The sequence below is a fragment of the Cellulomonas wangsupingiae genome, assembly GCF_024508275.1.
GTDB lineage: Bacteria > Actinomycetota > Actinomycetes > Actinomycetales > Cellulomonadaceae > Cellulomonas > Cellulomonas wangsupingiae.
On record NZ_CP101989.1, the window covers coordinates 990,017 to 1,016,736 of the forward strand.

Here is a 26,720-nt window from a genome sequence, read left to right on the forward strand (position 1 = left end):
GGGCGAGGGCGCGTCCAGGCGGTGCCGGGGCGGTCAGTCAGGGCGGCGGGTGAGGACGACCGTGCCGTCGACGTCGTCGTCGTGCAGCACCTCGACCGCCCAGCCCGGCGGGCACGCCGCCCGCGTGAGCGGTGCCTGCCGCACGCTCGTCTCCACCAGCACGTGACCGCCGGGCCGCACCCACGCCGGTGCGGCCGCGAGCAGGCGGCGGTGCACGTCGACGCCGTCGGGGCCGCCGTCGAGGGCGAGGTGCGGCTCGTGCTCGCGCGCCTCGGGCGGCATGGTCGCGATCGCGTCGTGCGGCACGTACGGCGCGTTCGCCACGAGCACGTCGACGCGGCCGCGCAGCCCGGGCGGCAGCGGGTCGAGCAGGTCACCGGCCCACGCGCGGCCCCGGCCGGCGAGGTTGCGGGCGGCCCACCCGACGGCCGCGGGGTCCAGGTCGGCCGCGTGGACGTCGGCCCCCGGGACGTCGTGCGCGACCAGCGTCGCGACGGGAGCCACGCCGCAGCAGGCCTCCACGACGACCGGCGCGGGCCGCGCCGCACGCGCGAGCCGCACGGCGGTGCGGGCCAGCAGCTCGGTGCGGCGCCGGGGGACGAACACCCCCGGCCCGACGGCGAGCCGCAGCCCGGCGAACGCGACCCAGCCCAGCACGGTCTCCAGCGGCTCACCGGCGACGCGTCGGGCGACCAGCTCCTCGAGCACGTCCTCGTCGACGGGCGAGGGGCCGTCCGGGAGCGGACGGGCGGGACGTCGCGCGGCGTCCCGCGCCGCCTCCTGCAGCAGTGCCGCCTCGTCCTCGGCGAACACGCACCCGGCCGCGCGCAGCCGCACCACGAGCGCGGCGGGCGGCGCGACCCGCCCGGACGGCGGCTCGGCAGCGGGTGAGACGGAGGTCACGTCGCATGCTCGCACGCCGTCCGGGGCGACGTGCGCAGCGCGGCCCTGCAGACGCGCGGGAGGCGTCCGCAGCCCAAGGTCCCCCGGCGCGGGCTGACCAGCGGCACTAGGCTGGGTGCGCAAACCCACCGTCTGTCGAAGGAGCAGCCATGGCCAGCATCGAGGCCGTCGGCGCCCGCGAGATTCTTGACTCGCGCGGCAACCCCACTGTCGAGGTCGAGGTCGCCCTCGACGACGGCACCATCGCCCGCGCGGCCGTCCCCTCGGGTGCGTCCACGGGCGCGTTCGAGGCCGTCGAGCGCCGCGACAGCGACGACCCCCGCTACGGCGGCAAGGGCGTCCAGGGCGCGGTCAACGCCGTGATCGACGAGATCGCACCCGAGCTGATCGGGTTCGAGGCGAGCGAGCAGCGCCTCGTCGACGCCGCGCTCATCGAGCTCGACGGCACGCCCAACAAGGGCAAGCTCGGCGCCAACGCGATCCTCGGCGTCTCGCTGGCCGTCGCGAAGGCTGCGGCCGACTCGGCCGACCTGCCGCTGTTCCGCTACGTCGGCGGCCCCAACGCGCACGTCCTGCCCGTGCCGATGATGAACATCCTCAACGGTGGGTCGCACGCCGACTCCAACGTGGACGTCCAGGAGTTCATGGTCGCCCCCATCGGCGCCACGACCTTCCGTGAGGCGCTGCGCACCGGCACCGAGGTCTACCACTCGCTGAAGTCCGTGCTGAAGAGCAAGGGCCTGTCGACGGGTCTCGGCGACGAGGGCGGCTTCGCCCCGAACCTGCCGAGCAACCGCGACGCGCTCGACCTCATCATCGTCGCGATCGAGAAGGCCGGCTTCGTGCCCGGCAAGGACGTCGCGCTCGCGCTCGACGTCGCGGCGACGGAGTTCTTCGCCGACGACAAGTACGCGTTCGAGGGCCAGCAGCTGCAGTCGGCCGCGATGATCGAGTACTACGAGTCGCTCGTCGCGGACTACCCGCTGGTCTCCATCGAGGACCCGCTGGCCGAGGACGACTGGGAGGCGTGGGTCGCGCTCATGGCGCGCATCGGCGACAAGGTCCAGATCGTCGGCGACGACCTGTTCGTCACGAACCCGGAGCGCCTGGCCAAGGGCATCCAGCTCAAGGCCGCGAACTCGCTGCTGGTCAAGCTCAACCAGATCGGCTCGCTCACCGAGACGCTCGACGCGGTCTCGCTCGCGCAGCGCAACGGCTTCACGACGATGACCTCGCACCGCTCCGGCGAGACCGAGGACACCACCATCGCCGACCTGTCCGTCGCGACGAACGCCGGCCAGATCAAGACCGGTGCGCCCGCCCGCGGCGAGCGCATCAACAAGTACAACCAGCTCCTGCGCATCGAGGAGGAGCTCGACGACGCCGGCATCTACGCCGGTGCGAGCGCCTTCCCGCGCTTCCAGGGCTGATCACCGCCTGAACGACGACGCCCGGTCCACCGTCACGGTGGGCCGGGCGTCGTCGTGCGGTCAGGCGGGCCCGGCCCGTGGCGGACACGGCCGTCCGGCCTCCGGCGTATCCGGCGCACGGAGGGCACAATCGAGGCCATGTCGTCCCCCCGTCGTCCTCCCGTGCCCGGCTCCGGCCGTCGGCAGGGCCGCGACGAGACGCCGTCGGGCGCCGTGCCCCGCGCGCGCCGGGCGCCGGGCGGCAAGCCGGGCGGGTCCACGTCCTCCCGCGGTACCCGCGCCGCCGCCCCGCGGTCCGGGTCGGTCCCGAAGGTCGGTGGGACCGCCTCACGGCCCGCGGCGGCGCGCACCGCCGGACGCCCGGGACCGGGGCGCGCCGGCACGCCGACCGGCGCCGTGCCCCGCGCGGCGTCGCCCCGGCTGCCGCTGCCGCGGATGTTCACGGTCCGCGCGATCGTGTTCTCGCTGGTGCTGCTGGTCGCCTTCGTGCTCGTGTACCCGACGCTCGCCTCGTACCTCGCGACGCGCACGGAGGTCGAGCAGCTGCGGGCGGCGCGCGACGCCGCGCAGGCCGAGAACGCCGACCTGGAGGCCGAGCTGAAGCGCTGGGACGACGACGCGTACATCGTCGCCCAGGCGCGCGAGCGGCTGTCGTTCGTCATGCCGGGGGAGACCGCGTTCGTCGTCGTGGACCCCGAGACGGTGCCCGCGACCGGCGTCGACGAGGGCCCCGTGCGGACGGCCGCGGACGGGGCGACCCGGCCCTGGTACGCGACGGTGTGGGAGTCGGTGCAGATCGCGGGCGAGCTGGAGCTCGACGCCACGACCGTCCCCCCGGACGACGCGGTGCCGCCGGCGCCCACCGCGCCGGCCGACCCGGAGCCCACGCCCGCCGGGTGACGGCGGTCCCTCGCGGTCGCCCCGTGCCCGTGGGGGACAATGGGGTCGCCCGCCCGAGCGACCGAACGGACCGACGTGCCCGCACGACCCGACCCCACCACCCATCGCGACGTTCCCGGACCCTCGGCGCTGGCCGCTGACGCGCCGCCGGTGCCCGTGACGCCCGCCACGCCGGAGGCCGTCGTGGCCACGGCCGTGACGGACCCGGTCAGTGCTCGCGACGTCGAGGTGCTGACCGAGCAGCTCGGCCGGCCCCCGCGCGGGGTCGTGGGCGTCGCCGCGCGGTGCGTGTGCGGACGGCCGCTCGTGGTGCGCACCGCCCCGCGGCTCGACGACGGCACGCCGTTCCCCACGACGTACTACCTGACGTCGCCGCAGGCCGTCGCGGCCGTGAGCGCCGTCGAGGCGTCCGGGGTGATGAAGGAGCTGACGGCCCGCCTCGCCGAGGACGAGGAGCTCGCGGCAGGGCACCGCCGCGCGCACGAGGCCTACCTCGCGGACCGCGAGGCGCTGGGGCACGTGCCGGAGATCGAGGGCATCTCGGCCGGCGGCATGCCGCACCGGGTCAAGTGCCTGCACGTCCTGGTCGCGCACGCGCTGGCCGCCGGGCCGGGGGTCAACCCCGTCGGGGACGAGGTGCTGGCGACCATCGCCGACCGCTGGCGTCCCGACCGCTGCACCTGCTGACGTCGACGCGGCGCCGCCGGACGCCAGGTCGGCGCTGTCGGTCCGCGGTGGCACGATGTGCCGGTGACACGCGTGGCAGCCATCGACTGCGGGACCAACTCCATCCGTCTGCTCGTCGCGGACGTCGACCGGGACGCGGGCACGCTCGTCGACCTGGAGCGCACGAACGAGGTGGTGCGGCTGGGTCAAGGGGTCGACCGCACGGGCCTGCTCGCGCCCGAGGCGCTCGCGCGGACGCTCGACGCCGCGCGCCGGTACCACGAGGTGTGCGAGCGGCTCGGCGTCGAGGCGGTGCGCTTCGTGGCGACGTCGGCGACGCGTGACGCGCGCAACCGCGACGAGTTCGTCACCGGGGTGCGGGCCGCGCTGGGCGTGGACCCCGAGGTCGTCGCCGGCGACGAGGAGGCGCGCCTGTCGTTCCGCGGCGCGACGGGCGTCCTCGCGAGCCGGTTCGACGGGCCCTTCCTGGTCGTCGACCTGGGCGGCGGGTCGACGGAGCTGGTGCTCGGCACGCAGGTGCCCGAGGCCGCGGTGTCGATGGACGTCGGCTCCGTGCGCCTCACGGAGCGGCACCTGCACGACGACCCGCCGACCGCCGCCCAGGTGGCGGCGGCCGACGCCGACGTGCACGCCGCGCTCGACGCGGCCGCCCGGGTCGTGCCGCTGGGACGCACGGTGACGCTCGTGGGGCTGGCCGGCTCGGTGACGACGCTGACGGCGCACGCGCTGGGCCTGGACCGGTACGACCGGGACCGCATCGACGGCGCGGTGCTCGGTGTCGACGACGTGCTCGCGTCGTGCGAGGACATGCTGGCCCGCACGCGCGACGAGCGGGCGGCGCTGCCGTACCTGCACCCGGGGCGCGTCGACGTCATCGGTGCCGGGGCGCTGGTCTGGCGTGACGTGGTGCGGCGCGTGCGCGACGAGGTCGCGGCAGCCGGCGGGGCGCTGACCCGCGTCGTGACGTCCGAGCACGACATCCTCGACGGCATCGCCTGGAGCGTCGCCGAGCGCTGACGCGCGCGGACGGCGAGCCACGGCCGCGCGCTGCGGCAGGCACTCCTGCGGCGTGCAGCCGCACGCGGTGCTGGATCGACCTCTCACGGCCGGGAGAGGGCGTGTGGCGACCGGGCGACACGTGTGGCGTGTCGTGGACAGTAGTGCGGACTGCACAGTACTGTGCAGCGTGCGGGCCCTGGAGGGGTGCCCGCACCACGTACCGCACGTCGGTCCCGCCCGGAGGGGGCCGGGACCGACGTGCGGCTGCCGAGGATCGAGAGGTCGCATGGACACCACACAGCTGCTCAAGGGGGTGCTGGACCTGGCCGTGCTCGCCGTCGTGGCGGACGAGGACGGCTACGGCTACGACGTCGTGCGGCGCCTGCGCGCCGCCGGCATCGAGGAGGTCGGCGACGCGTCGGTCTACGGCACGCTGCGCCGGCTCTACTCGTCGGGGGCCCTGACGTCGTACGTCGTGCCCAGCGACGAGGGGCCGCACCGCAAGTACTACGGCATCAACGCGCAGGGGCGGGCCGTCCTGGCCGCGCAGCGCAAGGACTGGTACGAGTTCGCGGGCACGATGCAGCGCCTGCTCGGGACGGAGGCAGTGGCATGAGCATCGTCGATGACGCGATCGCGGGGGACGTGCGGGCGTACGCCACGCAGGTGCGGGCGGCGCTCGCCGACCTGGGCCAGGACCAGGTCGACGACCTGACGGACGGGCTCGAGGCCAACCTCACCGACACCCTCGCCGACGAGCGGCGGGCCCACGGCGGGTCCCTGGTCGAGGAGTTCGGCGAGCCGGGTGCGTACGCGGCCGAGCTGCGGACGGCAGCAGGGCTCGCGCCCGTGCCGCACCGCGAGGGGAGCGTCCGGGCGGCGCTGCTGTCGCCGTGGCGGGCCCTGCGCGAGCTGGACCGCGCCGCGCTCGCGCAGCTGCGCGCCACCCGCTGGTTCCCGGGTCTGGAGGACCTGCTGGTCGCGCTGCGGTCGGCGTGGTGGGTGCTGCGGGGCTGGGCGCTGGCCCATCTGCTGCTGCAAGTCCTCGGGGCGGAGCCCACCTCGTCCTTCTGGCTGCCCTCGACGCTCGGCGGCTGGGTCCTGCTCGTCCTGTGCGTGGTCGCCAGCGCCCAGTGGGGGCGCGGCCGGTGGCGCACGGGCCCGCGCTGGCAGCGGCCCCTCATGATCGTCAGCGGCCTCCTCGCCGTCGCGAGCCTGGTCCTCCTGCTGACGCTGCCGAGCTCGCAGCGGTACGACCTCGAGTACGCCCGGACGGTGGCCGACGCCCCGCCTGCGGACGGAATCGTCGTCGACGGGGAGTACGCCCACAACCTCTTCGTCTACGACGCGCAGGGGCGGCCGGTGGAGGGGGCGCAGGTCTTCGACCAGGCCGGGCGTCCCGTCACGACCGAGCCGGACGGGGGCACCCTGTGGATGCAGCAGCAGTTCTGGCCCGAGGGGGCCGACGCGCCGCTGCACCACGTGGGCGTCGCGGGGCCGAACGGTGAGACCCGCTGGAACGTCTTCCCGCTGTACAGCCTGCCCGCAGACGCCTGGACGTACGACGACGAGACGCAGCGCGACGTCCCGGGTGACGACGCTGCTGACCAGGTCCGCGCCCCGTCATGGCCGTTCGCCTCGGCCGCGCCGGTCACGGTGTGGGGTGCCGTGACACCGGGCGGCCAGGTCGAGGACGGTCCGACCCCGACCCCGACCCCGACGCCAGACGCCTCGCCGGACCCGGCGTCCGAGCTCCCGGCCGATCCGGCGGCCGACCTCGCCCCGGGCGCGGAACCGACCGCCGGCGACGCGCCCGTACCGCAGGTGCCGACCCCCTGACCCCCGACGCGGGCCCACCCTCGCCTCACGGCGGGCGGGCCCGCGCCGGCCGGACGGCGGACCTAGGCTGGGAAGGCCCCGTCGCCGATCCTGGAAGCCCCCGTGACCGTTGACACCTGGGCCGACATCGGCCTCGTCCTGCTGTTCGTCCTCATCGGTGGCGTGTTCGCCGGGACCGAGCTCGCGCTCGTCTCGCTGCGCGAGTCCCAGCTGGGCCAGCTCGAGAAGCAGGGGCCGCGCGGTGCGCGCGTCGCGGCGGTGGCGCGCAACCCCAACCGGTTCCTGGCGGCCGTGCAGATCGGTGTCACCGTCGCCGGCTTCTTCTCGGCCGCGTTCGGCGCGTCGACGCTGGCCTCGGCGCTCGCGCCGGTGTTCGAGTCGCTCGGGATGGCCCCCGGCACTGCCGAGGGTGTCGCGCTGGTGGTGCTCACGCTGCTCATCGCGTACCTGTCGCTCGTGCTGGGCGAGCTGGTCCCCAAGCGCATCGCGATGCAGCAGGCGGCGCGGGTCTCGCTGTGGGTGGGGCCGCCGCTCGACCGGTTCGCCGCGCTCATGACGCCGGTGGTCTGGCTGCTGTCGAAGTCGACCAACGGCGTCGTGCGGCTGCTCGGCTTCGACCCGGCGGCGACCAGCGACCAGATCAGCGACGAGGAGCTGCGCGACCTGGTGCGCACGCACCCCGACCTGCCGGAGGACGAGCGCCGGCTCATCGACGACATCTTCGACGCGGGCGACCGCTCCCTGGTCGAGGTCATGCGGCCCCGTGCCGACGTCGCGTTCCTGCCGGCCGACGCGCCGATCGCCCAGGCGGCCCAGCTCGTCGGGACGCTGCCCTACTCCCGGTACCCGGTGACGGGGGAGGACTTCGACGACGTCGTGGGCTTCGTCCACGTGCGCGACCTGCTGGCCCCCGTGGCGCGCGCGGTGCGCGAGGCGGACGCCGACCCGGACGCCCACGGGCGGGCGGGCGTCGTCGAGGCGATCGTGGAGGTCGCCGCCACGACCGTGGGGGAGGTGACGCGCCCCATCGTGTCGCTGCCGGGCACGAACGCGGTGCTGCCGACGCTGTCCGCGATGCGGCGGACCGGTGCCCACATCGCGCTCGTCGTCGACGAGTACGGCGGCACGGACGGCATCGTGACCCTCGAGGACCTGCTCGAGGAGCTCGTCGGCGACATCGTCGACGAGTACGACCCCGTGCCCGTGCGGCTGGCCGGCAACGCCGACGTCGACGCGGGCCTCACCCTCGAGGACTTCGCGGACCGCACGGGCGTCGAGCTGCCCGAGGGCCCGTACGAGACGGTCGCCGGCTACGTGCTGGCGCGCCTGGGCCGCATCCCGCAGCCCGGCGAGGTCGTCGACGTGGTGGTGCCGGAGGACGAGGACGGCGGCGACCGGTCACCCGTGCGCCTGCGGGTCCTCACGGTGGACCGGCGGCGGATCACGCGCGTGCGGGTCGAGCGCGTGCCGAGCGCGAGCGGCGCCGGGGGATCTGCGCAGGTCGCGCCGCCGCTCGGGGTCGACGGAGCCGGCGACGACGACGCCGAGGCGCCCGGGGGCGCCGACGCAGAGCGCTGACGGGCCGCGCACCCGGGCGCGCGGAGGGCGGGATGTGCCGGGCGTCACCGGCCCCCGACACCGCCTGGGAGCGTGTGCACGTCTACCGTATGAGGTATGCCTGAGTCGTCTCCTGCCGCCGCGGACGCCGCCCTCGCCACGGGTGAGCTCATGCCGGCCCCCGCCGGCAAGCCGCGCAAGGTCCCGCGGGTCCTCGTCCTCGGCGGCGGCACCGTCGGCCTGTACTCGGCCCGGCGTCTGCGTCGCCGGCTGGGCCGCCGTGACGCCGCCATCGTCGTGGTCGACCCCCGCCCGTACATGACCTATGCGCCCTTCCTGCCGGAGACCGCGGCGGGGTCGATCGACCCGCGCAACGTCGTCGCGCCCCACCGCCGCGCGCTCAAGGGCGTCGACGTGCTGCAGGGCCACGTCACGCAGATCCAGCACGCGGACCGTCGGGTCCAGATCACGCCCATCGAGGGCGAGCCGTACTGGGTGACGTACGACCACCTCGTCGTCGGCCTCGGCTCGGTCGCCCGCACGCTGCCCATCCCCGGCCTGGCCGAGCAGGGCATCGGGTTCAAGAACGTCGAGGAGGCCATCGCCGTCCGCAACCACGTGCTGGGGCGCATCGACGTCGCGGCGTCGACGTGGGACCCCGAGCTGCGCCGCAAGATGCTGACGTTCGTGTTCGTCGGCGGCGGGTTCGCCGGGGTCGAGGCGCTCGGCGAGGTCGAGGACATGGCCCGCTACGCGGTGCGGCACTACAAGCAGATCGAGCCGGAGGAGATGCGCTTCGTCCTCGTCGAGGGCAGCCCGCGCATCCTGCCCGAGGTCAGCGAGGAGCTCGGCGGGTACACCCTCGAGCAGCTGCGCAAGCGCGACATCGAGATCTTCCTGTCCACGTTCCTGTCGTCCTGCGTCGACGGGCACATCGTGCTGTCGAACGGTGTCGAGTTCGACGCCGAGACGCTGGTGTGGACCGCCGGGGTGAAGGCCAACCCGGTGCTGCAGGACTCGGACCTGCCGTTGGACAAGATGGGCCGCGTCATCTGCAACGAGTACCTGCAGATCACGGCGGAGGACGGCAGGGTCGTGGCCGACGCGTGGGCCGCGGGCGACTGCGCAGCCGTGCCCGACCTGTACAACCCCGGCAAGTTCTGCCCGCCGAACGCCCAGCACGCGCTGCGCGAGGGCAACCACATCGGCGACAACCTCGCGCTCGTCCTGCGCTCGGCCCGCCCGACGCCGTACAAGCACCGCAACGTCGGCGCCGTCGCGTCGCTCGGCATGTACAAGGGCGTCGCGCAGATGTTCGGCCGCATCAAGGTGCGCGGGTTCCTCGCGTGGGTCCTGCACCGCACGTACCACGTGTTCGCGATGCCGACCTTCAACCGCAAGCTGCGCATCGCGGCCGGCTGGACCGGGTCGGTCCTGCTGCGCCGTGAGGTCGTCGCGCTCGGCTCCCTGCACGACCCGCGCGCGGAGTTCCGCGCCGCGTCGGTGCCGCCGAAGCCGAAGGACCAGCCGGCGGCGCCGGGTGCGGCGCTGCCGCCCCAGAAGGCCGAGAAGGACTCCCCGGCCGCGAAGGGCGACACGCCCGCGGCCTGAGGTGACCCACCCGGGGAGTGTGCTGCGTTCGGGTCCCCTGGCGTCCCCGTCGCTGCACGGTCTCCGGGAGCCAAGGGCTGGGCTGGCAGGATGACGGGCGCGCCCCCGTAGCCCAACCGGCAGAGGCAACCGGCTTAAACCCGGTCCAGTCCGGGTTCGAACCCCGGCGGGGGCACCCCCGGTGTGCACCGGCGTCGGTGACGCGGCGCCGCGTCACCCGTGCGCGGCCGTCGGGCGGGCGTCAGGAGCCCGGCGGACAGGGCCGCCCGGGGGACGCGCGGAGGTCAGACGGGGCCGGGGCGGTCGGTGTCGCTCGCACCCTGGTCCCGCGCGCGCAGCTGGGCCTCCCAGTCGCGCAGCATCTGCTCGTGCAGGTCGTCCGAGCGGCGTTCCTCGGCGCGCCGGCGTTCCTCGGCGGACGCGTCGTCGCCGTACCGCCGCGGCCGCTCGTGCTCGGGGAAGCCCGCCGTCTGCGTCGACCGCCACGGGACGTGCGTGCGGGGGGTCTGGGGCCGTCCGACGGCGAGCCACGCGATGCCACCGGCGATCGGCAGCACGACGATGAGGACGAGCCACCACCCCTTCGACAGGTTCCGCACGCGGTCGGAGTCCGACTGGATGCAGTCGATGAGGCAGAACACGAGCAGGGCGACCTCGACGATCACCGGCAGGAAGCGCAGCACCAGGTCCCCTTCCGCGTCACGGGCACCGGAACGCTAGCGGGGCGCGAGGAGACCTGGGCCGGTTTCGTCGGGGCTCACCCGTTCGGGTGCGCGCCGACCGGGCCGGCTCGCGTCCGGGCGGACGGGTCAGCGCGCGTCGGCCGTGCCGAGCCAGTCGCGCATCGTGGCGGCGTCCGCGATCGCGCCGTCGACGACCCGCCTGACCTGCACCGGCTGCTCGCAGGGCAGACCACCACGGCCCGGGACGGCGGACACGCGGGCGGCGATCTCGACCGCGCGTGCCTCGTCGACCACGTCGACCACCTGGAACCCGGCGAGCCACTCCGAGAACTCGGTGAACGGGCCCTCGGTCACGGTGGTGCCCGACCGCCCGTCGGACCGCACCACCCGTGCGACGTCGGGGCCCTCGAGCGCGATGCCTCCGACGAGCTCGCCGCTCGCCCGCAGCTCGTCGTTCAGCCGGTCGTAGTGGTCGAGGTGCGCCTGCACGTCCGCGTCGTCCCACTCCTCCATGGGAGTGGGGTCCGGCCCGGACCGGAAGTCGACGATCAGCAGGTACCGGGGCATGGCGGTCTCCGTCCTCGTGGGCGCCCGGGTGGCGCCGGCACCTGGATGACGGGCGGGGCGCCGGGTATTCGACGTTGCCCGACGACCACCGTGTCAGTCCAGGCCTGCGGCCGCCTCCGACGCCTCGATCTGCGCGTTCCACGCCTTCTTGCTCGCGCGCCAGCTCTCGTCGTCGGCTCCCAGGCGCCAGTAGCCGGAGATCGACAGGTCGCCGCGCGCGACGCCGTGGGTGCGCAGGTGCGCCCGCAGCTCCTTGACCGCGCCGGCCTCGCCGTGGACGAACGCGCCGATCCGTCCCGCGGGCGTCGGCCAGGCGCGGACGGCCTCGGGCAGCGTCGACCCGGCGGGGGCGTCGCCGTGGTGCAGCCAGGTCACCTCGACGCCCGCGGGGGCGTCGAGCGCGATCTCGTCCTGCGGCCCGTGCACCTCGACGAACGCGGCGCCGACGGCCGTGCGCGGCAGGCGCTCCAGCCCCACGGCCACCGCGGGCAGCGCGCTGGCGTCCCCGACCAGCAGGTGCACGTCGACGTCGGTCCGCGGGTCCCACGCGCCGCCGGGCCCGTGGACGAGCACGCGGTCGCCCGGTGTCGTCGAGACCGACCAGGGCCCGGCGACGCCCTCGTCGCCGTGGACGACGAAGTCGAGCGTCATCTCGCGGGCGACGGCGTCCCACGCGCGGATCGTGTACGCGCGCTGGCGGACCTGGACGCCCTCGGGCAGGGAGGCGCGCAGTGCCGGGGCGTCGACACGTCCGTCGTCGGTCAGGGGGCAGCCGTCCAGCGCGCCGGTGGGCAGGAAGCCGAGCTTGACGTACGAGTCGGCGCACGTGGGGTCGGTGAGCACGTGCAGGCCGGGGCCGCCCAGGACGACGCGCGCGAGGTGCGGCGTGAGGCGCTCGGTCCGGACGACCTCCGCGACGACGGGCGCCGGGCGCCGGGGCGGCGCGAGAGGCAGGAGGGCCGGGCGGGAGTCGCTCATGAGGCGAGCCTAACCTCGGGGCCGGGTGCGACCCCGTGCCGCCGGGCCCGGCGCAGGGGGAGCGGTGCCCTGTGACGCGTCCCACCTCCGGCGCGGAACCCTCTGCCTCGGGCAACCGTTGGGGTGTCGGGTGCCCGCCACCTCACGCGGCCGTACGCTCGGCGTACGCCGCGGTCCCGTCCTGCAGCACCGCCGGCCCGCACCGGCCACCCGGAGGAACCGTGTCCCGCCTCGCCCGGCTCTCGCTGGCCAACCGCTCCGTCGTCGCGCTCGTGACGGTCGCGATCGCGGTCTTCGGCCTGTTCAGCCTCGGCTCCCTCAAGCAGGAGCTCATCCCGTCGCTGCAGATCCCCACGGCGGTCGTCGTCGCGGTGGATCCCGGCTCGTCGCCCGAGCTGGTCGAGCAGCAGCTCACCGAGCCGATCGAGCAGGCGGTCTCGGCCGTCGCGGACGTCGAGTCCGTGACGTCCACGTCCGCCACGTCGGTCTCGACGACGACCGTCGAGCTGACCTACGGCGTCGACGTCGACGCGCGGGCCCAGGACATCCAGCAGGCGGTCGACCGCATCCGCTCGGCGCTGCCCGAGGGCGTCGACCCGATGGTGGTCACCGGCTCCATCGACGACCTGCCCGTGGTGCAGCTCGCGGTGGCGGGGACGCCGGAGGACGTCCGTGAGGGTGAGGACCCGCAGGCCGCGCTGGCCCGCGTCGTCGAGGACACGGTGGTGCCGCGCCTCGAGCAGGTCGGCGGCGTGCGGGAGGTCGCCGTCACCGGCGTCGCCGAGCAGGCGGTCACCATCACGCTCGACCTGCCCGCGCTCACCGCCGCAGGGCTGTCCCCCGCCGCGGTGCAGACGATCCTGCAGGACAACGGCGTGGTGCTGCCCACCGGCACGGTGGACGACGGCGACCTCACGCTCTCCGTCCAGGCGGGCTCACCCATCACCTCGGTGGACGACCTGCGCGCGCTGCCGCTGCTGGGCTCGGCCACCGGCGAGGCCGTGACGCTCGGCGACGTGGCTGAGATCGTCCTCGCGCCGGTGCCCGCGTCGAGCCTCTCGCGTCTCGACGGGCAGCCCGCCCTGGCCGTCTCCCTGACCAAGACGCCGGCCGGCAACACGGTCGACGTCTCCCACGGCGCCCAGGACGCGGTCGCCGAGCTCCGTGAGCAGCTCGGCGAGGACGTCGACATCGCCGTGGTCTTCGACCAGGCGCCGTTCATCGAGGAGTCCATCGAAGGCCTGGCCACCGAGGGCGGCCTGGGCCTGGTGTTCGCCGTCGTCGTGATCCTGCTGTTCCTGCGCTCGCTGCGCTCGACGCTGGTCTCGGCCATCTCGATCCCGCTGTCGCTGCTGGTGACGTTCATCGGCCTGCAGGTCGCCGGGTACTCGCTCAACATCCTCACGCTCGGCGCGATGACCATCGCGATCGGGCGCGTGGTCGACGACTCGATCGTCGTCATCGAGAACATCAAGCGGCACCTGTCCTACGGCGAGGGCAAGCGCGACGCGATCACGACGGCCGTGCGCGAGGTCGCCGGCGCGATCACGGCCTCGACCATCGCCACCGCGGCCGTGTTCGTGCCGATCGGGCTGGTCGGCGGCATGGTCGGCGAGCTGTTCCGGCCGTTCGCCTTCACCACCGCGATCGCACTGGTCGCGTCCCTGCTCGTCTCGCTGACGATCGTGCCGGTCCTCGCGTACTGGTTCGTCAAGGCCGACGCGTCGGCCGCCGGGGACGACGCGGAGGCCCGGCGCGCCACCGCCGAGGCCAAGGAGCGCCGGTCCTGGATGCAGCGGTCGTACCTGGCCACCCTGCGCGGTGCCGTCGCGCACCCCGTCGTCACGCTGCTCGCCGCCGTCGTCGTCTTCGCGGGGACGATCGGCCTGGCCACGCGCCTCGAGACCAACTTCCTGGGCGACGCGGGCCAGAACACCCTCACGGTCACCGAGACGTTCCCGCCCGCGACCTCGCTCGAGGCGCAGGACGCTGCGGCACAGGAGATCGAGGAGGTCCTGCTCGGGGTCGAGGGCGTCGAGACGGTGCAGACCACCGTCGGCTCCGCCGGCGGCATCGAGGCGGTGTTCGGCGGCGGTGGCGCCCCGCGTGCGTCGTTCGCGCTGACCCTCACGGACGACTCCGACAACACCGCGGTCGCCGATGACGTGCGTGCGGCCGTCGCCGACCTGTCGGGCAGCGACGGGCACGGCGACGTCGTCGTGGCCGGTGCGGACGCGGCGTTCGGGTCGTCCACCGTGGACGTCGTGGTGCAGGCAGACGACCCCGACGAGCTGGAGCAGCTCGCGGCCCAGGTGCGTGACGTCGTCGCCGGCGTCGAGGGGACCACGGACGTCACGAACGACCTCGCCGCCGACCAGCCGACCGTGCGCGTCACGGTCGACCGCGAGGCGGCCGCCGCCGCCGGTCTGACCGAGACGGCGGTCGTCGGCACGGTCGCCGGGCTGATGAGCCCGCAGCCCGTGGGCACGGTGGACCTCGGTGCGGGCCCGGTCGACGTCACCGTTGTCACGGTGCCCGCGCCGGCGAGCGTGGCGGAGGTCGAGCAGCTCGTGCTGCCGACGGCGACGGGCCTGGTCCCGCTGACGTCCGTGGCGAGCGTCGAGCAGGTGGAGGTGCCCGTCTCGACGACCCGCATCGACGGCAAGCGTGCGGCGACGATCTCGGCGACGCCGGCCGACCAGGACCTGGGTGGCCTCACCGAGCGGATGCGCACGGCGCTCGAGGACGTGGACGTGCCCGCCGGTGCGAGCGTCGAGATCGGCGGCGTCGCGGCGGACCAGGAGGACGCGTTCGCGGACCTGGGCCTCGCGCTGCTCATCGCGCTCGTGATCGTCTACGTAGTGATGGTGGCGACGTTCCGCTCGCTGCTGCAGCCGCTGATCCTCATGGTCTCCGTACCGTTCGCGGCGACCGGTGCGCTGCTGGGCCTGCTGCTGACCGGCACCCCGCTGGGGGTGCCCGCCCTGATCGGTGTGCTCATGCTCATCGGCGTCGTCGTGACCAACGCGATCGTGCTGGTGGACCTGGTCAACCAGTACCGCGACCGCGGGCGGGACCTCGACGACGCCGTGACGGAGGGGTCGCGCAAGCGGCTGCGGCCGATCCTCATGACGGCGGCCGCGACGATCTTCGCGCTGGTGCCCATGGCCTTCGGCCTGACCGGCGGTGGCGTGTTCATCTCGCAGCCGCTGGCGATCGTGGTGATCGGCGGGCTGTTCACGTCCACGCTGCTCACGCTGGTGCTGGTGCCCGTCCTGTACACCCTGGTCGAGCGGGCCCGGCTGCGCCGCGCGGGGCGGCGCTCGGCACGGTCCGGTGTCGCGGCGTCGGAGGTCGCCCCCGCGACCTGACCCCACCGCCGAACGACGAAACGCGGCCCACCACCGTCCCCCTCCAGGACGGCGGTGGGCCGCGTCGGTCGTGACGACGTCTCAGACGTCGCGCGTGCGCAGGCGCAGGGCGCCGGCGCCGAGGATCACGACGACCCAGCCGACCAGCACCGCGTACCCGCCCCAGGGGGACAGGTCGACGGCCTGCGTCGCCATCTGGTTCGTCATGTCCAGGAACTCCTCGGGCGTGGCCACACGGGCACCGGCCGACGAGGGGAGGAAGGGCCGCACGTACTCCAGCGGCTTCCACGAGATGAGGTTGAGCACGCTCTCGACCACCAGGACGAAGCCGATGACGGTGGCGATGGTCGCGGCCGTGTTGCGCATCAGCGCACCCAGGGCGAACCCGAGCAGGGCGACGGTCGCGATGTACAGCGGCGTCCCCACCACGATGCGGAGCATCTCCGGGTCCGACCAGTCGGGCTGCATGGTCGGCTCGATCGCGCCGGCCAGCAGCAGCGACAGCGCCGTGCCGACGGCCGCCGTCGCGAACGTCAGGAGCGCCACGACCACGCCCTTGGCCCACAGCACGGGCAGACGCGTCGGCACGGCCGCGAACGTCGAGCGCACCTGGCCGGTGCCGTACTCCCCGGTGATGCTCAGTGCCGCCAGGACGACGAGCACGAGCGACCCGAAGATCTGGCCCGGCGCCAGGAGCAGGTAGATCATCGACGCGCTGCCCGCACCGCCCTCGAACTGCCCCGGCGCGATCCCCGCCGAGGCGGCCATCGCCCAGGCCAGCAGCACGAGGACGGCGACCGTCAGGCCGATGGTCCACAGCGTCGAGCGCAGGGTCCAGATCTTGATCCACTCGGAGCGCAGCACGTGCCACGGCGTCAGGCGTGCGGTGCTCGCGGTCCGGTGCTGGGCGTGCGCGGTGCGGGGGGTGGTGTCGGTGCTCATCGCTGCGCCTCCGGCTGGGTCGTGGGGGCGGTGGGGAGGAACACGTCGTCGCCACCGGAGCGGTACTCGACCGCGTCCGCCGTCAGGCTCATGTAGGCCTGCTCGAGCGAGCCGGCGACGGGCGTCAGCTCGTGGAGCACGAACCGGGAGGCCGCGGCGATCTCCCCGATCTCGGCTGCGGACGGCCCGTGGACCTCGAGCAGCCCCGGCTCGATCGCGTCGACCGTGGCCAGCGGGCCGGACAGCGCGGCCGCGAGCTCGGTGGCGTGCGGGCTGCGCACCCGGACCGTGGTGGTCGTGGCGCGGGCGACGACGTCGTCCACCCGGCCCTGGGCGACGATCCGCCCGCGGCCGATGACGAGCAGGTCGTCGGCGGTCACGGCGACCTCGCTCATGAGGTGGGAGGACAGGAAGACCGTGCGGCCCTCCGACGCCAGGTGCTTGGCGAGGCCGCGGACCCATGCGACGCCCTCGGGGTCGAGCCCGTTGACCGGCTCGTCGAGGATCAGGGTGTGGGGGTCGCCCAGGAGGGCCGCCGCGATGCCGAGCCGCTGCCCCATGCCGAGGGAGAACCCCTTGACGCGCTTGGAGGCGACGGCGCCGAGCCCGGCGAGCTCGATCACCGTGTCGACGCGCTTGTCGCCGATGCCGTGCGTCGCGCCGAGCGCCCGCAGGTGCTGACGCGCCGTGCGGCCCGGGTGCACGGCCTTCGCCTCGAGCAGCGCGCCCACCTCGGTCAGCGGGGACCGCAGCTGCGCGTACGGGCGGCCCTGCACGGTCACCGTGCCCGACGTCGGGTGGTCGAGCCCGACGATCATGCGCATGGTCGTGGACTTGCCCGCGCCGTTGGGGCCGAGGAAGCCGGTGACCCGCCCCGGGTGCACCGTGAAGTCGATCCCGTCGACGGCGGTCTTGCTGCCGTACCTCTTGGTCAGTCCGTGCGCCTCGATCATCAGGCCCCCTGGTCGCGCGTCGTTGTGGTCACGGACGTCACGCTAGGCCCGCGGGGGCCCCCGGGGGCACCTTCCCGCGACCGATCCGGCGGGCGGGGTCTCATCCGCGAGGACGAGGCCGCGGCCCGCGCGTCCCGGGGTGTGCGCGCTGGGGAACGTCCGGGGAACCCGTTACGTTGTGCCTGACGTCGGCACTTCTCTTCCCCGGCCGGTTACGACCAGGAGATCCGCATGAGCAACCCCGTCTTCAACAACAGCCCCGTGTTCGGTGACCCGCGCCAGCAGCGCCGCGGCGGCGGCCAGGCCGTCGCGCAGGGTCCCGCGTGGGGGACGCCCGGTGCGCAGGCTGCAGACGCCGCCACCCTGGAGCAGCTGTACGACGCCCCGCCGGCGACGCCGCGCGACACGGGCCGGCTGACGTACGACGACGTCATCGTCAAGACCGGTGGGCTGCTCGCGCTGCTCACCGTCGTCGCCGCGGCGACGTGGACGCTGGCTCCCGGCCTGTGGATCATCGGAGCGGTCGTCGGCCTGGTCCTCGGCCTGGTCAACGCGTTCAAGAAGAACCCGAGCCCGGTCCTCATCACGCTGTACACCGTCGCCCAGGGCGTGTTCCTCGGCGGGATCAGCGCGTTCTACGAGTCGTTCTACAACGGCATCGTCGGGCAGGCCGTGCTCGCGACGCTGTCGGTGTTCGCGGTCGCGCTCGTGCTGTTCCGCTCCGGCAAGGTGCGCGTCACCCCGAAGTTCCAGCGGGCCGTGCTCATCGGCATGGTCGGGTACCTCGTGTACTCGCTGCTCAACGTCGTGCTCATGGTGTTCGGCGTCGGCGGTGGCACCTACGGCCCGCTGCGCTCGGGCTTCCTCGGCATCATCGTGGGCCTCGTGGCCGTCGGCCTGGCCGCCGCGAGCCTGATCATGGACTTCGACTCCATCAAGCGCGGCGTCGAGCAGGGCGCGCCCGCGAAGTTCGCGTGGTCGGCTGCGTTCGGCCTGATCGTCACGCTCATCTGGCTCTACCTCGAGCTGCTGCGCCTCCTGGCGATCCTGCGCGGCGACAGCTAGTCCGCACCGCACGTCCGCGACGCCCCGTCGGCCCCACGGCCGGCGGGGCGCCGTCGTCCCGGGACGACGACGCACCTGATGAGAGGATGCACGGCGTGAAGTACGCCCAGCACATCTCCGAGCTCGTCGGCGGCACCCCGCTCGTCCGGCTCACGTCCGTGACCGCCGGCCTCACCGCGACGATCCTCGCGAAGGTCGAGTACCTCAACCCGGGCGGGTCCGTGAAGGACCGCATCGCGCTGCGGATGATCGAGGCGGCGGAGGCCTCGGGCGAGCTCCAGCCGGGAGGCACGATCGTCGAGCCGACGTCCGGCAACACCGGGGTCGGTCTCGCGCTCGTCGCGCAGCGCAAGGGGTACCGCTGCGTCTTCGTGTGCCCCGACAAGGTCAGCCAGGACAAGCGCGACGTGCTGCGCGCGTACGGCGCGGAGGTCGTCGTGACGCCCACGGCCGTGCCGCCGGACCACCCGGCCTCCTACTACTCGGTGTCCGACCGCATCACGCGCGAGACGCCCGGCGCCTGGAAGCCCAACCAGTACGCCAACCAGAACGGCCCCGCGAGCCACTACGCGAGCACCGGCCCGGAGATCTGGGCGGACACCGAGGGTCGCATCACGCACCTCGTCACCGGCGTCGGCACCGGCGGCACGATCACCGGCACCGGTCGCTACCTGCACGACGCGTCGGCGGACCGCCCGGCCGCGGACGGGGGCCGCGTGGTCGTCGTCGGCGCCGACCCGGCGGGCTCGGTCTACTCCGGGGGCGACGGGCGCCCGTACCTCGTCGAGGGCGTGGGGGAGGACTTCTGGCCGACGGCCTACGACCCGACCGTCCCGGACGAGATCATCGCGGTCTCCGACGCCGACTCGTTCGCGATGACGCGGCGCCTGGCGCGCGAGGAGGGTCTGCTCGTCGGCGGCTCGTGCGGCATGGCCGTCGAGGCGACCCTGCGCCACGCGCGCGCCCTGCAGGAGGCCGACCCGGACGCGGCGGCCCGGGCGGTGTACGTCGTGATCCTCCCCGACGGCGGGCGCGGGTACCTGTCGAAGATCTTCAACGACTCGTGGATGCGCTCGTACGGGTTCCTCGCCGGCGGCGAGGGCGCGACGGTCGCCGACGTGCTGCGCACGAAGGACGGCGACCTGCCCGCGCTGGTCCACACGCACCCCAACGAGACCGTGCGGGACGCGATCGAGATCCTGCGGGAGTACGGCGTCTCGCAGATGCCCGTGGTGGGTGCCGAGCCGCCCGTGATGATCGGCGAGGTCGCCGGTGCCGTGAGCGAGCGCGAGCTGCTCGACGCGGTGTTCTCCGGGGCCGCGTCGCTGGCCGACCGTGTGGACGCCCACATGGCCGTGCCCCTGCCGCTCATCGGCGCCGGGGAGCCCGTCGACGCCGCACGTGCGGCGCTCGAGAAGGCGGACGCGCTGATGGTCGTCGACGACGGGCGGCCCGTGGGCGTCCTGACGCGGCACGACCTGCTGGGGTTCCTGACGCGCTGACGCACGGTGCGCCGCGGGTGCCCGGCAAGCGTTTGCGCGCGCGTTAGCATCTGCGCGACCCGACGGCCGCACCTGCGAAGGACCACCTGCGATGGCGCTGTTCGACCTTCCCCTGCCCGAGCTCGAGCGCTACCTGCCGGACCTCGAGGAGCCGGCCGACCTCGACGAGTTCTGGGCGGGGACGCTCGCCGAGACGCGGCGGTTCGACCTCGACGTGCGCCGCACGCCGCACGACGCCGGGCTCACGCTGGTCGACGTCGAGGACGTGACGTTCGCCGGCTTCGGGGGGCACCCCGTCAAGGCCTGGGTGACGCGCCCGGCGGGGTCCGCCACGGACGGGTCGTCGCTGCCCGCCGTCGTGGAGTTCCTCGGCTACGGCGGGGGGCGCGGACGCCCGCACGAGCGGCTCGCCTGGGCCGCCGCGGGCTACGTGCACCTGCTCATGGACACCCGCGGGCAGGGCTCGCGCTGGGGCAGCGGCGGTGACACCCCGGACCCCGTCGGCTCCGGACCGCACGTGCCGGGCGTCATGACCAGCGGCATCCTCGACCCGGCCGACCACTACTACCGGCGGCTGTTCACCGACGGCGTCCGCGCGGTGGAGGCGGTGCGCGCGCTGCCCGGCGTGGACCCCGCGCGCGTGACCGTCACCGGCGGCAGCCAGGGCGGCGGCATGACGCTCGCGGTCGCCGGGCTGGTCGACGACCTCGTCGCCGTCATGCCCGACGTGCCGTTCCTGTGCCACGTCCCCCGGGCGATCGCCCTCACGGACGCGAACCCGTACCACGAGATCGTCACCTACCTGGCGGTGCACCGGGACCACAAGGCCGCAGCCCTGCGCACGCTGTCCTACCTCGACGGCGTCCACCTCGGGCGCCGCGCGACGGCGCCCACGCTGTTCTCGGTGGCGCTGCGCGACCCGATCTGCCCGCCGTCGACGGTGTACGCCGCCTACAACCACTACGGCAAGCTGGCCGGCACCCGACCGGACCGCTCGATCGAGGTCTACGAGTTCAACGAGCACGAGGGCGGCGGCGGCTTCCAGGTCGACGCGCAGCTGCGGTGGCTCGCGGGGGTCCTCGCACGCTGAGCACCGCGCGCCGCCCCGGGGCGGCAGCCACGTGGTCGGCAGGGCAGGATGGTCGGGCACTGTCATCCAGGCGAAGGAGAAGTCACATGGCCGCAGCGCTGCCCGAGGTCTCGGGTGCTCCCGGCACCAAGCCCACCCTGACGTTCCCCGAGGGTGCGCCGTCCGACGAGCTCGAGGTCGTGGTGCTCAGCCGCGGCGACGGCGCGATCGTCGAGGCGGGCCAGGACATCGAGGTGCACTACCTGGGCCAGTCGTGGCAGGGGGGCGTCTTCGACAACTCGTTCGACCGCGGCTCGTCGATCAGCTTCCCCATCGGCGTCGGCGCCGTCATCGCCGGCTGGGACGAGGGCCTCGTCGGCCAGCAGGTCGGCTCCCGGGTGCTGCTGTCGATCCCGTCGCACCTGGGCTACGGCGACCGCGGCGTGCCGCAGGCCGGCATCAAGGGCGGGGACACGCTCGTGTTCGTCGTGGACATCGTCGGCGTCAGCTGACGACACGATGAGTCCGCGCCGCACCACCGGTCGACCCTCGCGGGCGCCGGTGGTGCGGTCGCGACGACCGCACGGCGCGGCGCCCGGGAGGCAGGACCCGTGAGCGTGGCACGCAGCCGTGACCCCCGGGAGTGGGCGGCCCACTCGCCGTACTCCGACCCCGGCCCGCACGCCGACGTGCTGCGGGCCATCGGTCCCGCCCCGTCCGACGTCCACGCGGCCGCGACGGGCCTGATCGGGCACTACCGCGCCGATGCGGCGACGCTCGACCCCGCACGCGTCCCGACGATCGACCTGCGCTGGCTGGACCGCATCCTGGAGCGGGCCTCGAGGTCTCGTCCGCCCCGCTGCCCGGCCGCCCGCACGCCGACCGCATCGCGGGCTGCTGCCGCGACCACACCTTGCTGGCCGTCGGCGTCCTGCGCGCGCACGGCATCCCGGCACGCTCCCGCATCGGCTTCGCGCGGTACTTCTTCCCGGGCGACGGCGTGGACCACGTCGTCGTCGAGCGCTGGGACGGCGAGCGGTGGGTGCGCAGCGACCCGGAGCTCGACGCCGCGTTCGGGGCGGCACCCCCGGCCGGGGAGCCGTTCGACCCGTTCGACATGCCCACGGGGCCGGACAGCCCGTTCCCCACCGCCGCGGAGCTGTGGACCGCGCACCGCCGCGACGGCCTGGACCTGACGCGGTACGGCGTCGCGGGCGTCCCCGAGCTCGCCGGGCGCGACTTCGTCCGGCACTACGTGCTCCTCGAGGTCGCGCACCGCCGCCGTGACGAGGTGCTGCTGTGGGACCTGTGGGGCGCCGCGCTCGACGGCACGACGGGTGCCGAGGTGGACGCCCTCGCCGACGTGCTCGCCGACCTGCTGGTCCGCGCCGACGCCGGGGACGTCGACGCCGAGGACGAGCTCGCCCGGCGCTACTCCGACGACCCGCGGCTGCACGTCGGCCGGCGCGTGCTCACGGACTCGCCGCTGGGCCGCCGCGGGTGGACCGACCTGGTGGCGCGGACGACCGTGTGGGACGACTGAGCGCCGGCGGCACTGCGCCCTCAGCGGCCGCCGGTGGGCACGCGCGCCCCGGCCAGGGCGTAGGCCGCCGCCGCCTCCGCGTGCACGCGGGCCGACGCGATGAGCGGCACGGGGCCGTCGTCCGGCGGGAGGGCGAGCTCCAGCTCGGTGCACGCCAGGACCACCGCGTCGGCGCCGGCCGCGCGCAGGTCCGCCACGACGCCGCGCAGCCGGGCCCGGGAGCCCTCCGGCGCGCTGCCCTGCGTGAGCTCGTCGAAGATGATCCGGTCGACCTCCTCCTGCGCGGGCGCGTCCGGCACGAGCGTCGCGATGCCGTGCCGCGCCAGCCGGTCGGCGTAGAACGGCTCGGCCATCACCCAGCGCGTCCCCAGGACGCCCAGGGTGCGGTGCCCCGCGGCGGTGGCGACCTCGGCCACCGCGTCGGCGATGTGCAGCAGCGGCACGTCGAGGGCGGCCTCCACGGCGGGCGCCACCTTGTGCATGAGGTTGGTCGCGATGAGCACGGCGTCCGCACCGGCGGCCTGGAGGCGTCGACCCGCGTCCGCGAGCAGCGCACCGGCGGCGTCCCAGTCGTCGGCGAGCTGCAGCTCGCGCACCTGCGCGAAGTCCAGCGACTCCAGCAGCAGGTGCGCGCTGTGGTGCCCGCCCAGCCGCTCCTGGACCACCGAGTTGACGATCCGGTAGTACTCCGCGGTCGAGTACCAGCTCATGCCGCCGATGACGCCGAGGGTGCGCACGTGGACCTCCCGAGGGGTGCACCTCATCGAACCCCCGGACCACCGCGGGCGTCCAGCCCTCTGTCCGACCGGGGCGGCGCCGCCGGACGGGGACGTGGCGCGCCGCGCCGTCAGCCCCGCAGCCCGTACCGGGTGAGGAAGTCGTTCGCGAAGACGCCCTCGGTGTCGCGGCGGGCCAGCAGCGCGACCTGGTCGTCCCACCGCGGGTAGAGCTCGCGCAGCGTGTGGTCCCGGTCGGCGAAGAGCTTGCCCCAGTGCGGGCGCGCGCCGAACGGCGCGAGCGCCTCCTCGATCACGGGCAGCACCGCCTCGACCTCGGCCCGCCGCGGCTGCCACGTGAAGTGCAGCGCGACGCGGTCGCCCCCGTGGGCGGTGGACAGCCACAGGTCGTCCCCGGCGATGGTCCGGATCTCGCTGATGAGCAGCAGCGGGGACGTCAGGTGGCCGATGCCGCGCAGCGCCTCGATCGCCGCGACCGCGTGCTCGCGGGGCACGAGCCACTCGGACTGCAGCTCGGCACCCGCCGACGGCGTGAAGTCGAGCCGGAAGTGGGGGAGCCGCTCGTGCCACGGCCCGGGCACACCCCCCTGCTGCGTGCAGGCCACGGGGTCCGGGCCCGGCACGGGGTGCACGGGGCCCGGGGCGGGGCGTGCGCCCGCCAGGACGTCGCCGGGCCCCGGCAGGGTCCACGCGTCCGCGTCGACGCGGTGCTTGCGCCACACCTGGGCGACGTCGTCGCCGGTCCAGTCGGTGAACAGGCTCACGGAGTACGCCGAGGCCATGAGGTCGTCGAACCGCTCGAGCGCCGTGCGCCACGGCAGGTCGAGCCAGACCTCCTGCGCGACGTCGTACGTCGGCTGGACCGCGAGCGTCACCCGCGTCACGACGCCCAGGCCGCCCAGCGCGACGACCGACCCGGCGAGCTCGGGGTCGTCCGGCCCGAGCGTGCGGACCTCGCCGCCGGCCCCGACGATCTCCAGCCCGCGCACCGCGGCCGACAGGTTGGGCGCCGTGACGCCCGAGCCGTGCGTCGCGGTGGCGACCGTGCCCGCGACCGCGATGTGCGGCAGCGACGCCATGGTGTGCAGCGCCCAGCCTGCCGCGTGCAGGTCGTCGGCGAGCTCGCCGTAGCGCACGCCGGCGCCCACGGTCACGGTGCCCGCGTCGGGGTCGACGACCGTCGGCACCTCGAGCCGGTCCAGCACGACGAGCGTGCCGGGGGAGTCGGCCAGGTCGTGGAACGAGTGCCGCGACCCCAGCGCGCGCACGTGGCGTGCACCGGCCACGACCTGGGCGACCTCGTCGACGGTCGTCGGGCGCACCACGGGCCCGCCGCGGAACGTGTGGCTGCCGGCCCAGGTGGTCAGGGCGTCCGTCATGGGGGTCCTCTCGTGCGGGCGTCAGCGCGCGGGGGCGGTGACGAAGATGTCGAACAGCTCGGGGGTGTGGGCGTGCACGAGCACCATGAAGACCACGGCGTCGAAGAGCAGGTGCACGACCAGCACGTACGTCAGGGACTTGGTGAGGGAGAACGTGAAGCCCTGGATGAGCGCGAACGGGATCGTCAGCAGCGGCCCCCACTCGCGGTAGCCCAGCTCCCACAGGAAGGACACGAACACCGTGGCCTGCAGCACGTTGGCCGCCCACAGCGGGAAGTGCCGGCGCAGCAGGGCGAAGACCGTGCAGATGAAGAACAGCTCGTCCCAGGTGCCGACGGCGTTGACGCCGACGAAGAGGCGCGCGATCTCCTGCCCCTCGATCACCGTGGGCCAGTTGCGGTACGCGCCGGACGACAGGAAGTAGAACGGCAGCAGCAGGTACCCGGCGGTCTGCACGCCGATGAGGTACGCCCACTGCGTGCGCGTCCACCGCCGGCCGGTGCGCCACGGGAACCGGATGACGTCGTCGCCCAGGACGTGCCGGGACAGGACGTACGGGATCACCACGGCCAGCCCGAGCGCGAGCGTGAACCGCAGCATGCTGGCGTCGGACAGGTCCGCGCCGAGCGGGATCGTGCTGACGATGCCCATGCCGGCGCCGATGATCAGCAGGTCCCGCCCCAGCACGCGGTCGACGGCCCAGCCCAGGGCGATCCCGACGACGAGCGGCAGGTACGCCAGCGGGCGGACGTGGATCGCGAACATCAGCACGGCCGACCCGCACACGAGCGCGGCGGCCAGGTACCGCCACGCGGGGTGCGACAGGGCCCGCGGGGGTGCGTCGTCGGCCGCTGCCGGCAGGGTCCCCGCTGTCTCGTCCACCCGCACACCCTGCCTCACCGTGTGCGTCCGCGCAGCCCACGGGCGTGCGCGTCGTGTCACCGCACCGCCCCTCAGTCCTTCGAGGTGCCCGCCTCGAGGATCGACACGATCGAGAAGAGCGTGAAGCACACGGCGCCCAGACCGACCATGACGTGGGCGGGCACGAAGAGGCCCGCCTGCCGCTCGGTGCCCTCGAAGAGGAACGCCGCGGCGAACAGGCAGGCGAGCGCGGTCCCCACCGGGATCAGCGGGATGCGGTTGGCCAGCGCGAAGACCTGGCGCCACACCAGCGCGAGCAGCAGCACCTTGGACAGGATGCTGAAGCACACCAGCCCCAGGCCGATGAGCACGATGCCGGGTGCGAGGCGGTTCGGGTCGTCCGACGCCAGCAGGACACCGATGCCGAGGACGACGTTGATCGTCCCCATCGCCACCACCCACCACGTCCACCGGTAGCGCTCGGCGTCGCCGAACTCGTTGCGCACCTGCCGCACGATGCTGGCGACCAGGGCCACGAGCGCCGCGCAGATCAGGGACAGCCCGGTGAGCACGTGCGCGGCCACCAGCTGCGGGGTGCCGCCGTGCGCGTACAGGGTCGCGGACAGCACCAGGCCCGCGGCGGCGAGCACCGCCGGCACGGCGACGAGGACGGCGCCGACCGTCCGCGAGTACGCACCGTCCGGCGGGCCGCTGCCCGGTGAGCGCGCGGCGGACTGCTGGATCAGCACGAACTTGGTCGACGCGGTCGCCACCGTGCTGACGCAGGCCGCGATGAACCCGATGCCGAGCATGACGTGCCCCGCGACGACGCGCTTCGGCTCGTCGCCTCCGGCGACCACCGTCGCGCCCCAGATCATCGTGCCGATCGCGACCAGGTACCCGAGGACGGGCAGCGCGATCTCCCACACCTCGCCGTAGCGGTGGATCAGCTGGCGGATGATCGTCGCCGCCGTCGTGAACAGCGCGATGCAGATGGCCGTCAGGGCGATGTTCACGTGACCTGCGACGAAGTGGCCGGCGTCGTGGCTCCCGGACAGGATGTCCAGCCCGAAGGCCAGACAGACGGCCCCCATGGCGAGTGGGATCGCGCGGAACAGGACGCTGATGGTGCGGTTCATGGCTT

The 26,720-nt window shown here is 74.4% G+C and carries 24 protein-coding genes and 1 tRNA gene; 15 read left to right on the top strand and 10 right to left on the bottom strand.

The annotated features are described in order from the left end of the window. Positions 1 to 33: 33 nt before the first annotated feature. Positions 34 to 903 carry a putative protein N(5)-glutamine methyltransferase gene (locus NP075_RS04685; RefSeq protein ID WP_227564148.1) on the bottom strand — a complete coding sequence of 290 codons (870 nt, stop codon included), beginning with the start codon at positions 901 to 903 and terminating at the stop codon, positions 34 to 36. A 149-nt stretch (positions 904 to 1,052) separates the two neighbouring features. Here NP075_RS04685 and eno point away from each other — a divergent pair, with 149 nt between their 5' ends. The 9 genes from eno (at position 1,053) to NP075_RS04730 (ending at position 10,101) form a co-directional block, all read left to right on the top strand. Then, positions 1,053 to 2,333, top strand: a complete 1,281-nt coding sequence (eno, locus tag NP075_RS04690; RefSeq protein WP_227564149.1) for a phosphopyruvate hydratase — start codon at positions 1,053 to 1,055, stop codon at positions 2,331 to 2,333. Between the two features lie 138 nt (positions 2,334 to 2,471). After that, complete coding sequence (locus NP075_RS04695) at positions 2,472 to 3,233, top strand: FtsB family cell division protein (RefSeq protein ID WP_227564150.1); 762 nt, start codon at positions 2,472 to 2,474, stop codon at positions 3,231 to 3,233. Between the two features lie 75 nt (positions 3,234 to 3,308). Then, on the top strand, positions 3,309 to 3,920 hold the full coding sequence (locus tag NP075_RS04700) for a DUF501 domain-containing protein (protein ID WP_227564151.1): 612 nt from the start codon (positions 3,309 to 3,311) through the stop codon (positions 3,918 to 3,920). Positions 3,921 to 3,983: 63 nt separating this feature from the next. Then, positions 3,984 to 4,937: a Ppx/GppA phosphatase family protein gene (locus NP075_RS04705; protein ID WP_284439916.1), complete on the top strand. Its 954-nt coding sequence runs from the start codon at positions 3,984 to 3,986 to the stop codon at positions 4,935 to 4,937. 268 nt (positions 4,938 to 5,205) lie between these two features. Beyond that, entirely contained in the window at positions 5,206 to 5,535 is a 330-nt protein-coding gene (locus NP075_RS04710) for a PadR family transcriptional regulator (protein ID WP_227564153.1), read from the top strand. Then, on the top strand, positions 5,532 to 6,758 hold the full coding sequence (locus tag NP075_RS04715; protein ID WP_227564154.1) for a hypothetical protein: 1,227 nt from the start codon (positions 5,532 to 5,534) through the stop codon (positions 6,756 to 6,758). The genes NP075_RS04710 and NP075_RS04715 overlap by 4 nt, the downstream gene beginning before the upstream one ends. Positions 6,759 to 6,860: 102 nt before the next feature. Beyond that, positions 6,861 to 8,336, top strand: coding sequence for a hemolysin family protein (locus tag NP075_RS04720; protein WP_227564156.1), 1,476 nt, complete (start codon positions 6,861 to 6,863; stop codon positions 8,334 to 8,336). A 96-nt stretch (positions 8,337 to 8,432) separates the two neighbouring features. Continuing rightward, on the top strand, positions 8,433 to 9,926 hold the full coding sequence (locus tag NP075_RS04725) for an NAD(P)/FAD-dependent oxidoreductase (RefSeq protein ID WP_372456698.1): 1,494 nt from the start codon (positions 8,433 to 8,435) through the stop codon (positions 9,924 to 9,926). A gap of 101 nt (positions 9,927 to 10,027) precedes the next feature. Beyond that, a tRNA-Leu gene (locus tag NP075_RS04730) sits at positions 10,028 to 10,101 on the top strand. Between the two features lie 109 nt (positions 10,102 to 10,210). Here NP075_RS04730 and NP075_RS04735 read toward each other — a convergent pair. From NP075_RS04735 to NP075_RS04745, 3 genes are all read right to left on the bottom strand, one after another. Continuing rightward, positions 10,211 to 10,609, bottom strand: coding sequence for a PLD nuclease N-terminal domain-containing protein (locus NP075_RS04735; RefSeq protein WP_227564157.1), 399 nt, complete (start codon positions 10,607 to 10,609; stop codon positions 10,211 to 10,213). 126 nt (positions 10,610 to 10,735) lie between these two features. Next, entirely contained in the window at positions 10,736 to 11,176 is a 441-nt protein-coding gene (locus NP075_RS04740; protein ID WP_227564158.1) for a YciI family protein, read from the bottom strand. Positions 11,177 to 11,269: 93 nt separating this feature from the next. Further along, positions 11,270 to 12,154 (bottom strand): siderophore-interacting protein, encoded by an 885-nt coding sequence (locus NP075_RS04745; protein WP_227564159.1) that lies wholly within the window; start codon positions 12,152 to 12,154, stop codon positions 11,270 to 11,272. 221 nt (positions 12,155 to 12,375) lie between these two features. Here NP075_RS04745 and NP075_RS04750 point away from each other — a divergent pair, with 221 nt between their 5' ends. Further along, positions 12,376 to 15,525, top strand: a complete 3,150-nt coding sequence (locus NP075_RS04750; RefSeq protein WP_227564160.1) for an efflux RND transporter permease subunit — start codon at positions 12,376 to 12,378, stop codon at positions 15,523 to 15,525. Between the two features lie 81 nt (positions 15,526 to 15,606). Here NP075_RS04750 and NP075_RS04755 read toward each other — a convergent pair whose 3' ends face one another. Both NP075_RS04755 and NP075_RS04760 read right to left on the bottom strand, forming a co-directional pair. Then, complete coding sequence (locus NP075_RS04755) at positions 15,607 to 16,467, bottom strand: ABC transporter permease (protein WP_227564161.1); 861 nt, start codon at positions 16,465 to 16,467, stop codon at positions 15,607 to 15,609. Further along, complete coding sequence (locus NP075_RS04760) at positions 16,464 to 17,420, bottom strand: ABC transporter ATP-binding protein (protein ID WP_227564162.1); 957 nt, start codon at positions 17,418 to 17,420, stop codon at positions 16,464 to 16,466. The genes NP075_RS04755 and NP075_RS04760 overlap by 4 nt, the downstream gene beginning before the upstream one ends. A 231-nt stretch (positions 17,421 to 17,651) precedes the next feature. Here NP075_RS04760 and NP075_RS04765 point away from each other — a divergent pair, with 231 nt between their 5' ends. The 5 genes from NP075_RS04765 to NP075_RS04785 all read left to right on the top strand — a co-directional run bounded on the left by NP075_RS04765 (position 17,652) and on the right by NP075_RS04785 (position 22,599). Then, entirely contained in the window at positions 17,652 to 18,485 is an 834-nt protein-coding gene (locus tag NP075_RS04765; protein WP_227564163.1) for a Bax inhibitor-1/YccA family protein, read from the top strand. A 95-nt stretch (positions 18,486 to 18,580) separates the two neighbouring features. Beyond that, on the top strand, positions 18,581 to 19,987 hold the full coding sequence (locus NP075_RS04770; protein WP_227564164.1) for a cystathionine beta-synthase: 1,407 nt from the start codon (positions 18,581 to 18,583) through the stop codon (positions 19,985 to 19,987). Between the two features lie 91 nt (positions 19,988 to 20,078). Next, positions 20,079 to 21,077, top strand: a complete 999-nt coding sequence (locus tag NP075_RS04775) for an acetylxylan esterase (protein ID WP_227564165.1) — start codon at positions 20,079 to 20,081, stop codon at positions 21,075 to 21,077. Between the two features lie 86 nt (positions 21,078 to 21,163). Next, positions 21,164 to 21,568, top strand: a complete 405-nt coding sequence (locus NP075_RS04780) for an FKBP-type peptidyl-prolyl cis-trans isomerase (RefSeq protein WP_227564166.1) — start codon at positions 21,164 to 21,166, stop codon at positions 21,566 to 21,568. Between the two features lie 131 nt (positions 21,569 to 21,699). Continuing rightward, the gene (locus NP075_RS04785; RefSeq protein ID WP_227564167.1) at positions 21,700 to 22,599 is read left to right on the top strand and encodes a transglutaminase-like domain-containing protein; all 900 of its coding nucleotides are present in this window, start codon (positions 21,700 to 21,702) and stop codon (positions 22,597 to 22,599) included. 20 nt (positions 22,600 to 22,619) lie between these two features. Here NP075_RS04785 and NP075_RS04790 read toward each other — a convergent pair whose 3' ends face one another. The 4 genes from NP075_RS04790 to NP075_RS04805 form a co-directional block, all read right to left on the bottom strand. Further along, on the bottom strand, positions 22,620 to 23,336 hold the full coding sequence (locus NP075_RS04790) for an aspartate/glutamate racemase family protein (protein ID WP_227564168.1): 717 nt from the start codon (positions 23,334 to 23,336) through the stop codon (positions 22,620 to 22,622). Between the two features lie 110 nt (positions 23,337 to 23,446). Continuing rightward, positions 23,447 to 24,715 carry an FAD-binding protein gene (locus NP075_RS04795; protein WP_227564169.1) on the bottom strand — a complete coding sequence of 423 codons (1,269 nt, stop codon included), beginning with the start codon at positions 24,713 to 24,715 and terminating at the stop codon, positions 23,447 to 23,449. A gap of 21 nt (positions 24,716 to 24,736) precedes the next feature. Beyond that, positions 24,737 to 25,480 (bottom strand): CPBP family glutamic-type intramembrane protease, encoded by a 744-nt coding sequence (locus tag NP075_RS04800; RefSeq protein WP_227564311.1) that lies wholly within the window; start codon positions 25,478 to 25,480, stop codon positions 24,737 to 24,739. 188 nt (positions 25,481 to 25,668) lie between these two features. Further along, the gene (locus NP075_RS04805; protein WP_227564170.1) at positions 25,669 to 26,715 is read right to left on the bottom strand and encodes a DUF2776 family protein; all 1,047 of its coding nucleotides are present in this window, start codon (positions 26,713 to 26,715) and stop codon (positions 25,669 to 25,671) included. Between the last annotated feature and the right edge of the window lie 5 nt (positions 26,716 to 26,720).